This is a genomic window from Streptomyces sp. GDS52, from assembly GCF_052246875.1.
Taxonomy (GTDB): Bacteria; Actinomycetota; Actinomycetes; order Streptomycetales; family Streptomycetaceae; genus Streptomyces; species Streptomyces cathayae.
This window is the reverse complement of sequence record NZ_CM125966.1, coordinates 4661983-4675294: the sequence shown is the minus strand read 5'-3', so window position 1 is coordinate 4675294 and position 13312 is coordinate 4661983. Positions and strand designations below refer to the sequence as shown.

Sequence of the window (13312 nt, the reverse complement as noted above, 5' to 3'; positions counted from 1 at the left end):
TGCGGGGCGGGTGAGGCAGGATGGGCCGACGATGCGCAGAGGACTCGTACACGTACTGGCCTGGCTGCTCGCCACGGGCGCGGCGGTCACGCTGTCGTGGTGGGGTGTGGACACGGTGATGGCGGGCACGGCCTACGACCCGCCCCGTGCGCTGCCCATCACTGCGGCCGACACGACGACGCAGGAGTCGCGGCCGGTGTCGTCCTCGACCCGGCGCCCGACCGACGCGGGAGCGCCGGAAACCGCCGACGACGCGGCGGACTCCGAGGGCTCGAAGGGCGGTCAGGGGACCGAGGCTCCCAAGGGCTCCGGGAGTTCCCGGAACTCCGGGGGCACCGGGAACTCCAGAGGCACCGGCGACACAGCCGCGGACGCGGGTGGCGCGCGGGACGCGCGGGAGCAGGAGTCGGCGGGCGGGCCCGGCGGGGGCTCCCCCGATCCCGCCCCGGGCGGGGCCGCCCCCGCGCCGGCCGACCCCGCCCCGGCCACCTCCGGCGAGGTCAAGGCGTACGACACCGACGGCGGCCGGGCGGTCTTCGACCTCGGCGAGAGCTCCGCGTCACTGGTGTCGGCGACGCCCGGGGCGGGCTGGTCGATGCAGGTGTGGAAGACGGAGTCGTGGATCCGGGTGGAGTTCGCGGCGGGCGCGGACCGGGTGTCGGTCTTCTGCACCTGGCATGACGGCCCGCCGCGCGTGGAGATCAACACCTACTGACCGGGCGGCCCGGCCCCCTCCCGCCCCGCCTGTCACCCTGTCACCGGAACGTCGGCGTCACCGGAACACCGACGGTGGTGGCGCCGGGGAGTCGACCGCCCCCAGGTCGCCGACCGGGGCGGCCCCGCCGGTGAAGTCCCTGAGTTCCCGCCCGTGCTGGACGCGCCCGGGGTGCGGGTCGGAGGCGGCGCGGCGGGTCAGCTCGGCGATCGGCAGGGGCGCGTCGGAGGCGACCAGCACGGAGTTGCCGAAGCGCCTGCCGCGCAGCACCGCCGGGTCGGCGATCAGCGCGAGTTCGGCGAACCGGGCGGCGGCGGTGGCGATCTGGCCGCGCAGATGGGCCAGCGGCGGCCCGTCCGCGAGGTTGGCGACGTAGACCCCGCCGGGGGCGAGGGCCCTGCGGACGTCGTCCAGGAACTCGGTCGAGGTCAGGTGGGCGGGGGTGCGGGCCCCGCTGAACACGTCGGCGACGACGAGGCCGGCCCATCCGTCCCGCACCTTCGCGAGCCCCTCCCGGGCGTCCGCCGAGCGCACCCGGATCCGCGCCCCGGGGGCCGGCGGCAACTCCCGGCGGACCAGTTGCACCAGCCGCGCGTCCCGCTCGACGACCTGCTGGGTGGAGCGGGGCCGGGTGGCGGCGACGTACCGGGCGAGGGTGAACGCGCCGCCGCCGAGATGCACCGCCTGCACGGGGCGGCCGGCCGGCCCGGCGGTGTCGATGACGTGTCCGATCCGCCGCTGGTACTCGAAGGAGAGGTACGCCGGATCGTCCAGGTCGACGTGCGACTGCGGGGCGTCGTCGATCAGCAGTGTCCAGGCCCTCGGCCGTTCCCGGTCGGGGACGAGCCGGGCGAGCCCTCCGTCGACGCTCTCGACGAGGGCTTCGGCGGCGGACCGCCCGCGTCCGGAGTTCCTGGACCTTCCCATGAGGGCATTGTCGCAAGCCGCCACGGACCGGCCCACTCCCGGTCGTCCCGAGCAGCGCCTGTCCCGACCCGGCGGGCTCAGCGGCAGCCGTCCGCCACGTCGAGCAGGCGTCGCGCCTCGTCCAGCGCCTCCCGCAGGACCGCGGGATCGGTGGCGAGGCCGGTGTCGTCCTCGGGCGGCAGCAGCCAGTCCGATCCCTCCACCGGCGGCGCCTCGGGCGCCAGGCTCAGCCCGCGGCCGTCGGTCTCCGTGCAGGTGCTGCCCGGCACGTCCCACGCGGCGGCCGTCCCCGGCGGCACCAGGAACCCGAGGGTGCTCCCGCCGTCGCCGTGCAGTACGGGCCCCACCGCGTCCCCCGCCCCGGCCGCGCCGCGCCGGAGGATGTCCACCGCCTCCAGGCCCTGCCGGGCCGGAACCGTCACCACGTCGCAGCAGCCCGGCGGCCCGCCCGACAGTCCGCCCGACGGCGTTCGGGGTTCACTGCTCCGGCTGGTCACCATCCCCGCCTCCATGTTCCGGCTCCACCACACACGGGCGTTCCTCACACGGGGTTCAACGCGGCGGACCGACCTGGGCTACGGCGAAACCCAATAGCACAGAATGGCAGTTCATGGCGGATCACGGACGAGATATCCGGTTTGTTGCCAAACTCTGCGTGGCGACTCCGTCACAGCAGGTACGTTCTTGCCCGCCGGCAACAGAGCGGCGCGACGGATGGACCGCTCTGCTTCCGGCATGGTTCGACGGTTCGCAGAGAGGACCCGGCCATGGCGTCGTCAACGGTGCCCTCGTCCCAGCCCGACCGGCCACCCCGGCCGAATCTCGTCTTCCGGCAACTGCGCGGAACGCGCTCGCCGGCCGAGTTCGCCGCGTCGGTCCGCAGGGCCGCTCGCGAGATAGGCGAGCGGGTCAGCTGTGACGCGCGGTACGTGCACCGGGTGGAGGCAGGCGAGATCCGCTGCCCCAACTACGCCTACGAACGAGTCTTCCTGCACATGTTCCCCGGCCGCACGCTGACCGACCTGGGCTTCGCGCCCCGCGCGTCGGTCCGCGGGCGCCGGACGCGGGACGACGGGGGCACCCCCCCGGCGCCCGACGCGGCCCCGGCACTCGTCACGCGTGAGACCGGCGGGGCCCCCGAACCGTATGACCAGCAGAACCCGTACGACCCGTACCACACGCACCACAACTACGAGGAGAGCGACGTGCTGCGTCGCGCATTCATGACCGGCGGGGGCGCCACGGTGGCCGCCGCCTCACTGGGCCCGCTCGCCCTGGCCCCGGACGCCTCGGCGGCACAGCGTGCCGTGCGCCGCCCCGGAGCGAGCGACGCGGGTGCCCTGGAAGACGCCGTCCGCCGGATCAGGCTGCTCGACGACCGGCACGGGGCCGACGGCCTCTACCGCAGGGCGGCGGCACCGCTGCGCGCCGCCTACGCCCTGCTCGACGCCGGGGCGACCCGGCAGCGGACGGCGGACCGGCTGTACGCGGGCGCCGGTGAACTGGCCATCTCGGTGGGCTGGCTGGCGCACGACTCGGGCCGGTTCGACGACGCCCGCTCGCACTACGCGGAGGCGCTGGCGACCGCGCGGGTGACCGGGGACCCGGGGCTGGAGGCGCACGCCTTCTGCAACACGGCGTTCCTCGCCCGGGACTCGGGCCGCCCCCGGGAGGCGGTGCGGGCGGCGCAGGCCGCGCAGCGGGCCGCGCGCCCGCTCGGTTCCGCCCGGCTGATGTCGCTGCTGGCGCTGCGCGAGGCGGGCGGCTGGGCCGGGCTCGCCGACCGGTCCGGCTGCGAGCAGGCGCTGGCCCGCGCGCAGGCCTACTTCGACCGCGGTCCCGCACCGGCCGACCCCGAGTGGATGACCTTCTACGGGGAGGCCGAACTGGAGGGCCTGAAGGCACAGTGCTGGTCGGCCCTGGGCGACTGGCCGCGGGCGGCCCGGCACGCGCGGCGGGCCGCCGAGCTCCAGGACCCGCACTTCACCCGCAACATCGCGCTGTACACGGCGGAGCTGGCGGACGACCTGGCCCGCGGCGGGTACCCGGACGAGGCGGCGGCCGCGGGGATGCGGGTGCTGGACCTGCTGCCCGAGGTCCAGTCGTCCCGGGTCCGCACGATGCTGGCGGGCACGGCCCGCGTACTCCTCCCACACCGCCGCGCCTCGGACGTGTCGGCCTTCCTGGACCGCCACGACTCCCTCCCCCGCATGACGTGACCGGCCCCGCATGACGTGACCGGCCCCACATGACGTGACCGCCCCCCGGGCCGATATCGGGCCTGGGCCGGTATCGGGTCCGGACCGGCGTCAGCCCCCGGGCCGGAGGCAGGCCCGGGCCTCGGGCCCGCCACCGGGTCGGCTCATCCCGCCAGGTGCCCCAGGTCGTTCCAGCTCTCGACGGCCGGTTCCCCGTACGCCCAGCCCAGGACCGACAGGGACGTCGGGTTGAGGCGGATGCGGGCCGCGAAGTCGAGCGGCAGCCCCAGCCAGCGGGCGCCGATCGAGCGCAGGATGTGCCCGTGGGCGAAGACCAGCACGTCCCGGTCGGCGGAGCGCGCCCAGGCGACCACCTCGTCCGCGCGGGCCGTCACCTCGGCGAGGGTCTCCCCCTCGGGCACGCCGTCGCGCCAGATCAGCCAGCCGGGGCGGTCCGCCCGTATCTCGTCGGGGGTCATGCCCTCGTACGCCCCGTAGTGCCACTCCATGAGGGTGTCCCAGGTCTGCGCGCGCTCGCCGAACCCGGCGAGTTCGCAGGTCTCCCGCGCGCGGACCAGCGGGCTGGTGCGCACCTCGACACCCGGCATCCCGTCGTACGGCGGCCGGTGCAGGCGCTCGCCGAGCAGCTTGGCGCCCTGCCGGCCCTCGTCCAGGAGCGGCACGTCGGTCCTGCCGGTGTGCTTGCCGGACAACGACCATGAGGTCTGTCCGTGCCGGGCCAGCAGGATGCGCGGTGCCATGAGAGACCTTCCGGGAGAAATCGGGGACGGGCCCCTCCATCATCGCGCACCCCCAAGACGGGCAACCCGGGGGGCGATCTCAACGTCTATCAGGGCCGAAGGCACCTCATGAGGGGCACGAGTACGCCTACAGTGGCTGACCGGATCGCCATGGGGGCGGGAGTGAGTGTGAAGGGGGAGGGCGATCGGATGCCGCACACCGAGACACCGGGTACCGAAGGGGCCCCGGCGATCCGGCTGCGCTGGTGGACCGAGCTGCCGCTGATCCTCCTCGTGTACGCCTGCTACTCGGCGGGGCGCCTGTTGGTCCGGGGCGACGTCACCGACGCCGTGGACCACGGACTGGCGATCCTCCGCATCGAGCAGGCGCTCCACCTCAACGCCGAGCACCCGCTCAACCGGCTGTTCACGCGCGAACCGTGGCTGGGCGTACCGGCCGACTTCTGGTACGCGTCGCTGCACTACCTGGTGACGCCCGCGCTCCTGGTCTGGCTGTTCCGCTCCCACGCGGTGCGCTACCGCGCCGCCCGCACCTGGCTGATGACGTCCACCTTCATCGGGCTGATCGGCTTCACCCTGCTGCCCACCTGCCCGCCCAGGCTGCTCGACGCGAGCCACGGCTTCGTCGACACCATGGCCCAGTACAGCTCCTACGGCTGGTGGGCCGGTGAGGCCAGCGCCCCGCGGGGCCTGGGCGGGCTGACCAACCAGTACGCGGCGATGCCGAGCCTGCATGTGGGCTGGGCCCTGTGGTGCGGTGTGATCCTGTGGCAGATCGGCAGAACCCGAACGGCACAGACGGCACAGACAGCACAGACAGCGCAAGCGACGTGGGCGGCGCGAGCGGCGAGGACGGCCGCCGTCGTCTACCCGCTGGTGACGCTCGTCGTGGTGATGGGCACCGCCAACCACTACTTCCTGGACGCGGTCGCGGGTGCCGCCGTGATGGGCGCCGGACTGCTGCTCGCCCCCGTGGTGACGCGGTACTCGGACCGGGTGAGGGCCCGTCTGCTGCCGCGTCCGGCGCCGGTCCCGGTGGCCTCTCCCGTCCCGGGTTCCCCGATTGTCAGTGCCGGATGCCAGACTTCCGCGGGTGAGCACTTTCCACGACAGCGGCCACGGCAGCGGCAGTTCGAGCCAGGGCCCGCCCCGGAAGCCGAGCCGGGCGGCGCTTCCCCCTCCGGCCGGGGGGAAGGAGCCCAGGCCGCTCCGGCACCGACTCGCTGAGCTGCGCGGTCCGGACGTGTCGGCGAAGGCGCTGGACGCACGCGCCCTGGCCGCCCTGGCCGCCAACCCGGGCTGCGCGCGCCGCGCGATCCTCGACGGCGCGGGCGTGGACAAGGCGAGACTGGCGGGCGCGCTGGGCTCCCCCTCGGTCTTCGGCCAGTCCCAGTTCGCGTTCGTCCGGGGCAACGCGTTCGAGGCCCGGGTCAAGGCGGACGGCGGTACGGAGCTGCTGCGGCTCGTCCACGAGAGGCTGGACCGCTCCGCGGAACCGCCCGCCGGCGCGCGGGTGCCGGACCTGACCGCGTCCGGCCCCCAGGGGCGCGCCGCGCGCACCGAGTTGGCGCTGGAGGAGGCCACCCGGGCGCGGGGCAGGTGGTCCCTGCTCGACCACCCCCTGCTCGCGCTGGACGTCGCGGGCTCGCCGGCCTTCCTGGAACCGGACGCGGTGGTGGTGCACCCGGACGGCAGCTGGACGGTCGTGGAGATCAAGTCCTTCCCCCTGCTGGACGGGGCGGCGGACCCGGCGAAGGTCGGCGCGGCGGCCCGGCAGGCGGCGGTGTACGTGCTGGCGCTGGAGCAGGTCGCCGCCCGCCTCACCGCCGTCCCGGCCCCCCGCGTGCGGCACAGGATCCTGCTGGTGTGCCCGAAGGACTTCTCCAACCTGCCGACCGCGTCCGCCGTGGACGTGCGCAAGCAGCGCGCGGTGACCGCCCGCCAGCTGGCCCGGCTCACCCGGATCGAGGACATCGCCGGCGCGCTCCCCGAGGGCATCTGCTTCGCACCCGGGCTGCCCCGCGAGCGGCTCACGGAGGCCGTGGAGTCGGTCCCGGCGAGCTACGCGCCGGAGTGCCTGTCCGCGTGCGAGCTGGCCTTCCACTGCCGGGACCGTTCCCGCGCGCAGGGCGCGGTGACCTCCCTGGGCCGCCCGGTCCGCGCCGAACTGGGCTCCCTGACGACGGTCGAGGACGTGCTGGCCGCGGCCCGCGGTGAGATCGGTGATCCCGACGATCCGACGGTGGCCGCCCTGCGCCGGGCGGCGGCGCTGCGGGCGGAGGCCCTCGCCGGCGCACAGGCCCCCGTCGACGCGCAGGCCCCCGTCGGCGCGCGGGCTTCCGCCGACGCGCCGGCCCTCACCGGCCGCCCGGAGGTGGCCCCTTGTCGCTGATCGCCACCCTGGCCCGCCTCGAGGCCGTCAGCACCGGCCGCGCCCAGCCCGCCGCCACCGTCCGGCACCGGCACCTGTCCGCGCGGCCGCTGGTGTTCGTGCCGCTGATCACCGCCGGTGAGGCGGGCGCCCCGCTCGGCGCGCTGGTGGGCACCGACCGGGACGCGCCGCGGCTGCTGGCCGTGCCGCAGCCGCGCGACCGGGACCTCAGGTTCGCGTTCCTGGCCGAACTGGCCGACGTGGTCCTGCCGTACGTGGACGACTGCGCCGAGGCGGTGGAGGCCGCGGAACGCAGCGAGACCGATCCGGAGACCGGAAAGCGGGTCAAGGTCGAGGTCGAGCTGTGCGCGGACGCGCCGCAGCTGATCGTGCCGAGCCGGGCCGGTGTGGACCTCGTGCGGCTCCTCGGCCGTTCCACCCGGTTCCGGCGCACCGCGGAGCAGGACCCGGAAGCGCCCTTCCCGGCGCCGCCCCGGGTGCCGTTGCTGGGCCGGTGGCTGACCCACTTCGGGGAGCGGGCCCGGGTGCCCGGCTCGTCGCTCCTGACCGCCATGACGGATCTGCTGGGCCGGCACTGGGCGACCGGCCAGTCCACACTGGAGGACCAGCACCTGGGGGCACTGCTCGCCTGGATCGACCCGCCCGAGGGACGCTCCGGGGCCGAGGCGGCGCAGGAGGCGGAGCTGGCGCGGGACGCCGGCGGACAGTTGCTCTGTCCGCCCGCGGGCCCGGCGACCGACCCCGCGTTCGACAACAAGCTGCTCGCCCCGGCCGTCGAGCGGTACGACCGCGCCCGCAGCGCGCTCGCCGCCGCGGAGGACGGTCTGGAGGCCGACGACCGGCTCGGCGCGCTGGCCGCCGCCGAGCGGGAGATCCGCGCGCTGGTCCAGAGCCGTACCCGGCCCACCTGGGACGCGGTGTGGCGGGGCCTGGACCTGCTGCGCGCGCTGCCGGAGGGCGCGCGCGTCGAGGAGCGGTGGACGCGCGACCGCTGGTCGTTCACCGGTCACCGGGACCGGGTACTGGCCGGTGAGCCGCCGCAGCCGCGCCGCGACGACGCGGTGACGGCGGCCAACAAGCTCGCCACGCGCGAGCGGGAGCAGGCCCGGCTGGAGGCCCAGGAGGCCCTGGACGACCCGCTGGTGATGGCGGGCCGGCGGCTGTCCGGGGAGGCGTTCGCGGGCGAGGTCGTCGATGTCGTCATGGCGTACAGCGAGAGCAAGCGGCCGAGCCCCCGCCCGCTGGTCACCGTCCGGACGGACGACCGCCCGTACCTGGGCGAGCGGACCAGGGTGTACCGCTCCCTGGGCGGCAAGCCGCAGACGGCCGAGTTCGTGGCCATGGAGGCCACGGAAGCCGGGGAAGCCGGGGAAGCCGTAGAGGCTGCGGAAGCTGCGGAAGCGGGCGGGTCCCTGCTCGTCCTGCGGATCCTGGACAAGATGGGCCGCGGCAAGGAGCCCGAGGCGGGTTCGGTGCCGGAGAAGGGCGACCGGCTCTGCTTCACCCTGTTCGAGCACGAGCCGCGCGGCGGGGCGAAGCTCCCCGACCTGGAGGAGACCCCGTGGACCCACGGCGGCCCGCCCGGCGCATCAGCCGCCACACCGGAGGCCGCCGACCCGGTGACCGAGGAGGACCTGCTGTGACCACCGAGGCCATGCCCCCCGAGACCGTGACCACCGGGGCGGCAACCGCCGACGCGGGCTTCGACCCCGGCGCGGCGGCCGCCCGTGCCACCGACGCGATCCTGCGCGACACCCTGCACGGCACCGCGCGCGGTGTGGTCGTCGACTCCCCGCCCGGCGCCGGCAAGTCCACGCTGGTGGTCCGCGCTGCGCTGGAACTCGCCGAGGCGGGGCGCCCGTTGATGGTGGTGGCGCAGACCAACGCCCAGGTCGACGACCTGGTCCTGCGGCTCGCCGAGAAGAGCCCGGACCTGCCGGTCGGCCGGCTGCACAGCAGCGACACCGACCCGTACGACAAGGCGCTCGACGGGCTGGACAACGTCCGCAAGTCGGCGAAGGCCGCCGATCTCGCCGGGCTCGACGTGGTCATCTCCACGGCCGCCAAGTGGGCGCACGTCAAGGGCGTCGAACCATGGGCGCACGCGATCGTCGACGAGGCGTACCAGATGCGCTCGGACGCGCTGCTCGCCGTGGCGGGGCTGTTCGAGCGGGCGCTGTTCGTGGGCGATCCGGGGCAGTTGGACCCGTTCTCGATCGTGGGTAGCGAGCAGTGGGCGGGCCTGTCCTACGACCCGTCCGCGTCCGCCGTGACGACCCTGCTCGCCCACAATCCCGAACTGCCGCAGCACCGCCTGCCGGTGTCGTGGCGGCTGCCCGCCTCGGCGGCGCCCCTGGTGTCGGACGCGTTCTACCCGTACACGCCGTTCCGCAGCGGCACCGGCCCCGGCGACCGGCGGCTCGCCCTCGCCGTGCCGTCGGACGGCTCGGGTCCGGACCGGGTGATCGACGAGGCGGCCGAGTCCGGCTGGGGCCTGCTGGAGCTGCCCGCCCGGCACACCCCGCGCACCGATCCGGAGGCGGTCCGGGCGGTGGCCCTGGTGGTCCGCCGCCTGCTGGACCGGGAAGGCGCCACGACCTCCGAGCGCCCCACCCCCGACCCCGTCCCGCTCACCGCCGACCGCATCGCCGTCGGCACCGCCCACCGCGACCAGGCGGCGGCGGTCCGGTCGGCGCTCACGGAACTCGGTGTGACGGACGTGGTCGTCGACACGGCGAACCGGCTCCAGGGCCGCGAGTACGACGTCACCGTCGTACTCCACCCCCTCTCCGGCCGCCCCGACGCCACCGCCTTCCACCTGGAGACCGGCAGACTGTGCGTCCTGGCCTCCCGCCACCGGCACGCCTGCATCGTGGTGTGCCGGGCGGGTGTGAGCGACCTACTGGACGCCTATCCGTCGACGGAACCGGTCCAGCTGGGCACCCTCGTGAAGTTCCCGGACGGCTGGGAGGCCAACCACTCGGTCCTGACCCACCTCGCGGAACACCGGGTCGCGTGGCGGCCCTGAGCTGCGACAACGCACAGACAGTCAGTCCAGGGATGCCAACGCACCCGCTATGAGAGCACGTGCAGCCGCTCCCCTCACTGCTTCCTGTGACAACCGTTCGAAGGCTCGGCTGTACAGCTCCACCTGGCCGGGCTGCGTGAGGGTGACGGCAGCGTCCAGGGTGTCGGCGTGCACCCTGGCGTCGTCGAAGATCGTGAAGGTGGGCATGGGCCACACGGCTCGTTGAGCTGAGAACGGGATGAGCCCCACGGCAACGTTCTGGAGGTCCATGACCCCGAGCAGGTGACCAAGCTGTGCCGCCATGGTCTCCGCGCTGCACAGCCGGTACCGCAACACCGACTCCTCCAGCACGAACGAGAACCGGCGTGCATCTACGGCCGCCCCGGGCCGCTGCCCGGGGGTCCCTGGAGCCTCCCCAGGGCCGGGCGGTGCTGGACGAGTCGGCACTGGCCGGCCAGGCCGCGCGGGAACTGGTCGAGGCGTCGGGGACCTGCGCGGCCCCCGAGGACCTGAAGCTGTGGGTCGTCACCCGCGGCGAGAACGGCAGTGTCGGTCTGACCTACCTCGCCCCGGCCCTCCCCGAGGCAACGCTGTGCGCGGACTTCACCGCTGCCGCGGCAGCCGAGTGCGCCCAGGGCCGCGAACCTGAACTCGACGGCATCGCCCTGGTGCGCTCACCGGACGAACTGGCCGTCGTTTGCCGACACTCAGGGCCAGCCCCCGGCCGCTGTCGGATCACCCCGCGAGTCGTTCCCGGGCGTACTCGCGCAGCTCGATCATCGGTTGCTCGGTCCGATCGTCCAGGCGGCGGATGAGTGCGGAAGCGAGGTCGATGCAGCGAGTGGCCCCGGAGTCGAGGGCGGTGTCGAGAGCGGCGCGGGCATCGGCCGCGGCAGCTGAGGCGTCGCGGTCATGGAGCGAGCCCTCGGCCCGGTAAGTCAGGAACACCGCTCTGGTACGGGACCGGCGTGGATCGAGCTCGCCCAGTCCGGAGTCGATTGCGTTGCCGGCACGACCGGGGTCGCCGAGATCGAGCCAGCAGCGTCCGGCGTCGGCGTTGACATCTGCCATCGACATCCAGGACACCACGGGGGGTGTCTCCTGCGGGCGAATCCGGTCCAGCTCGGCCTCGGCGGATGTCAGGGCACGCCCGGTTCCAGTGTGGTCTCGGAGTACGGCGCAAGCCCGTGCGCGGCGTACGTCGAGCAGGGAGCGGGCGGCCGGCGTACGGGTCCGGGAGCGGGCATGTTCCAGCACTTCGATCGCGTCGGCGGGCCTGGACAACCAGGTTGCCTGGTAACCGAGGTCGGACAGTGCGACCGCGGCGAGATCGCGGTCCCCGGCCTGATGCGCGGCGTGGACGGCGGCCTGCCAGTGGCGTTGGGCGTCGGCGTGCCGGTCGGCATCGAAGCGCAGCCATGCGGCGCAGTGCGCGAGGTCGGCGGCCACGGCGTGGAGGCGGCGGCCGATTGCTGACCTGTAGCGGTCCTGGGTGATCAGGTCGATCGCAGTGTTCAGATGGGCGTCGATGAGGCCAGAGACCTGCCGGTGCGGCCCGGTTGCAAGGGTGCGCAGTTCGCTGGAACGCTGCTCCAACCACCTCAGGAGTTCCTCGTCGATCTGTTGTCCACTCAGGGCCTGGGACAGGTGCTGTGGCTCGATGCGGGCCCAGTCGGCAGCGACCTCGATGAGGGTGCTGCTGCTGAGGACCAGGAAGGATCGTCGGTCCATGCGGGTGATCTGCACCTCTCTCAGGGCGGCCCGGCTTCCCGAAGCGCTGAATGGGGCGGGCTGTTCGAAGGCGGGCAGCCAGTCGGGCCATCGGAGATGTTCGATCGCGGCGGTGGGAACATCGAGGACCTCTGCCAGCAGCAACTGGCTCTCCTCGCTCGGTGTAGTTCCTGTCTCCCAGAGCCAGATCCGGTTTCGGTCGATACCGCTGCGCAGGCCACGCCTACGGGCCTGCGCACGGAGCAGACGGGCGAGGTCCTCTCCGGACCAGTGGTGACTGCGGCGCAGGTGCGCCAGCGGATGACGGTCCAGATCCATGTCGCCCCCTCCGATACTGACGCCACCCCTCCACCATGCCGTACTCGGACGGGGGTTGAGGAGGCTTCACCGAGGCCGGGCACACACCGGCCACACAGTCGTCCCCTGGAGCCCGGCGGGGTCTGGTGGTGTCCTCGACGGCGTGACGCCGCGTATCCGCGCGGCGCCGTCGAGAAGGGCTGATCCTCGCGTGAACACCAGGGAGCGCTTCGCTGATCTGTCCGGCGCCACCGTCACCGTGACCGGAGGCTTCGGACTGGTCGGCAGCCGCATCGTGCACAAACTCCGCGCACTGGGCGCCAAACCGCTTGCCGTGGGCCGACTGGACGCCTACGGCAGTTCCGTCTGCTCCTCCGTGTTCGGCATCTCGCCCGGGGACCCGGACGTCGTCGCCGGCGACATCACCGACGCCGCGCTGATGAACGACCTGATCTCGCGCAGTGATTACGTCATCCACGCCGCGGCGCTGGCCGACGTCGCGGAGTGCACCCGCAATCCGGCTGCGGCGCTGGAAGCCAATATCCGCGGTACCCAGACCGTGCTGGATGCCGCGGCCCGGCACAGCGGCATGCTGAGGCGGCTGGTCTTCGTCTCCTCGGCCAGCGTCTACGGCGTCGGCAACGGTTCGCCAGATGCGGGGGCCCGCTTCAGCGAGGAGGACGTACTGACGCCCGGGTCGGTCTACGCCAACACCAAGCTGTGGGGCGAGCATCAGACCGCCCTGGCCTTGGGCGGCGCCGACGACTCGTACGCGATCGTGCGGTACTTCTCCGTCTAAGGGGAGCCGCAGGTGGTCAAGGAGAACAGTCACAGCTGGGTGGTGGCCTGGTTCGCCATGCGGGCCGCGCTCGGTCTGCCGCTGCACCTCAACGGCGGGGGCCACCAGGTGCGGGACTTCGTGCACGTCGACGACATCGCGGAAGCGACCCTGCTGTCAGCGGTGATTGAGCGCGCGGACCGTACGACGCTCAACGTCGGAACCGGCCGCGCCACCTCCATCCGGCAGGTCGCCGACCTGGTGCGCCGCCGGCACCCTGGTGCGCGGATCATCGAGACCCCGCGGCCACAGGGCGATCCGCTCGGCGCCTGCGCCGACATCACCCGCATGCGCAGCGTGCTGGACTGGGCTCCGCAGGTGGACATCGAGGACGGGGTGAGCCGCTACCTGAAGTGGCTGGAGCGGACCCCACGGGCGATTCCGGCGTGGCTGCACACCGAGGCCCAGGCCGCTGCGTGAGTCGC

The 13312-nt window shown here is 73.9% G+C and carries 10 protein-coding genes and 2 pseudogenes; 7 read left to right on the top strand and 5 right to left on the bottom strand.

Translation table 11 applies throughout. The features are described 5' to 3' along the window. Positions 1 to 31 precede the first annotated feature (31 nt). A complete protein-coding gene (locus ACTWJ9_RS21365; protein WP_443294614.1) occupies positions 32 to 715 on the top strand; it encodes a hypothetical protein in 684 nt (227 codons plus the stop codon). Between the two features lie 57 nt (positions 716 to 772). On the opposite strand, the gene ACTWJ9_RS21360 is transcribed toward ACTWJ9_RS21365, so the two are convergent. Together ACTWJ9_RS21360 and ACTWJ9_RS21355 are read right to left on the bottom strand one after the other, a co-directional pair. Further along, positions 773 to 1642, bottom strand: a complete 870-nt coding sequence (locus tag ACTWJ9_RS21360; RefSeq protein ID WP_387038604.1) for a spermidine synthase — start codon at positions 1640 to 1642, stop codon at positions 773 to 775. A 77-nt stretch (positions 1643 to 1719) separates the two neighbouring features. Beyond that, complete coding sequence (locus ACTWJ9_RS21355) at positions 1720 to 2142, bottom strand: hypothetical protein (protein ID WP_279335844.1); 423 nt, start codon at positions 2140 to 2142, stop codon at positions 1720 to 1722. 267 nt (positions 2143 to 2409) lie between these two features. Between ACTWJ9_RS21355 and ACTWJ9_RS21350 the strand changes: the two genes are divergently transcribed. Then, positions 2410 to 3861: a hypothetical protein gene (locus ACTWJ9_RS21350; protein ID WP_279335843.1), complete on the top strand. Its 1452-nt coding sequence runs from the start codon at positions 2410 to 2412 to the stop codon at positions 3859 to 3861. Between the two features lie 143 nt (positions 3862 to 4004). On the opposite strand, the gene ACTWJ9_RS21345 is transcribed toward ACTWJ9_RS21350, so the two are convergent. Next, on the bottom strand, positions 4005 to 4601 hold the full coding sequence (locus ACTWJ9_RS21345; RefSeq protein ID WP_279335842.1) for a histidine phosphatase family protein: 597 nt from the start codon (positions 4599 to 4601) through the stop codon (positions 4005 to 4007). Positions 4602 to 4790: 189 nt separating this feature from the next. Between ACTWJ9_RS21345 and ACTWJ9_RS21340 the strand changes: the two genes are divergently transcribed. From ACTWJ9_RS21340 to ACTWJ9_RS21325, 4 genes are read left to right on the top strand one after another with little or no spacing between them, the layout of a single operon-like run. Next, a complete protein-coding gene (locus ACTWJ9_RS21340) occupies positions 4791 to 5828 on the top strand; it encodes a phosphatase PAP2 family protein (protein WP_387038609.1) in 1038 nt (345 codons plus the stop codon). Between the two features lie 16 nt (positions 5829 to 5844). Continuing rightward, positions 5845 to 6993, top strand: coding sequence for a hypothetical protein (locus ACTWJ9_RS21335; RefSeq protein ID WP_387038611.1), 1149 nt, complete (start codon positions 5845 to 5847; stop codon positions 6991 to 6993). After that, complete coding sequence (locus ACTWJ9_RS21330; protein ID WP_443294613.1) at positions 6984 to 8636, top strand: hypothetical protein; 1653 nt, start codon at positions 6984 to 6986, stop codon at positions 8634 to 8636. Before ACTWJ9_RS21335 ends, ACTWJ9_RS21330 begins: the two co-directional genes overlap by 10 nt. An 11-nt stretch (positions 8637 to 8647) precedes the next feature. Beyond that, complete coding sequence (locus ACTWJ9_RS21325; protein WP_387038623.1) at positions 8648 to 10021, top strand: AAA family ATPase; 1374 nt, start codon at positions 8648 to 8650, stop codon at positions 10019 to 10021. A 21-nt stretch (positions 10022 to 10042) separates the two neighbouring features. Here ACTWJ9_RS21325 and ACTWJ9_RS21320 read toward each other — a convergent pair. Together ACTWJ9_RS21320 and ACTWJ9_RS21315 are read right to left on the bottom strand one after the other, a co-directional pair. Then, a pseudogene (locus tag ACTWJ9_RS21320) lies at positions 10043 to 10390 on the bottom strand (Scr1 family TA system antitoxin-like transcriptional regulator); the annotation flags it as partial. Positions 10391 to 10756: 366 nt separating this feature from the next. Beyond that, positions 10757 to 12070, bottom strand: a complete 1314-nt coding sequence (locus tag ACTWJ9_RS21315; protein WP_443294612.1) for a hypothetical protein — start codon at positions 12068 to 12070, stop codon at positions 10757 to 10759. Here ACTWJ9_RS21315 and ACTWJ9_RS21310 point away from each other — a divergent pair. Beyond that, positions 12069 to 13307, top strand: a pseudogene (locus tag ACTWJ9_RS21310) (NAD-dependent epimerase/dehydratase family protein). The gene ACTWJ9_RS21315 and the pseudogene ACTWJ9_RS21310 sit on opposite strands and share 2 nt — an antisense overlap. The last annotated feature ends 5 nt before the right edge of the window (positions 13308 to 13312 follow it).

Bases quoted from the DNA above. Each gene is read 5' to 3' on its own strand.
- ACTWJ9_RS21365 (WP_443294614.1), top strand. From the start codon at position 32: ATGCGCAGAGGACTCGTACACGTACTGGCCTGGCTGCTCGCCACGGGC.
- ACTWJ9_RS21360 (WP_387038604.1), bottom strand. From the start codon at position 1,642: ATGGGAAGGTCCAGGAACTCCGGACGCGGGCGGTCCGCCGCCGAAGCC.
- ACTWJ9_RS21355 (WP_279335844.1), bottom strand. From the start codon at position 2,142: ATGGTGACCAGCCGGAGCAGTGAACCCCGAACGCCGTCGGGCGGACTG.
- ACTWJ9_RS21350 (WP_279335843.1), top strand. From the start codon at position 2,410: ATGGCGTCGTCAACGGTGCCCTCGTCCCAGCCCGACCGGCCACCCCGG.
- ACTWJ9_RS21345 (WP_279335842.1), bottom strand. From the start codon at position 4,601: ATGGCACCGCGCATCCTGCTGGCCCGGCACGGACAGACCTCATGGTCG.
- ACTWJ9_RS21340 (WP_387038609.1), top strand. From the start codon at position 4,791: ATGCCGCACACCGAGACACCGGGTACCGAAGGGGCCCCGGCGATCCGG.
- ACTWJ9_RS21325 (WP_387038623.1), top strand. From the start codon at position 8,648: ATGCCCCCCGAGACCGTGACCACCGGGGCGGCAACCGCCGACGCGGGC.
- ACTWJ9_RS21315 (WP_443294612.1), bottom strand. From the start codon at position 12,070: ATGGATCTGGACCGTCATCCGCTGGCGCACCTGCGCCGCAGTCACCAC.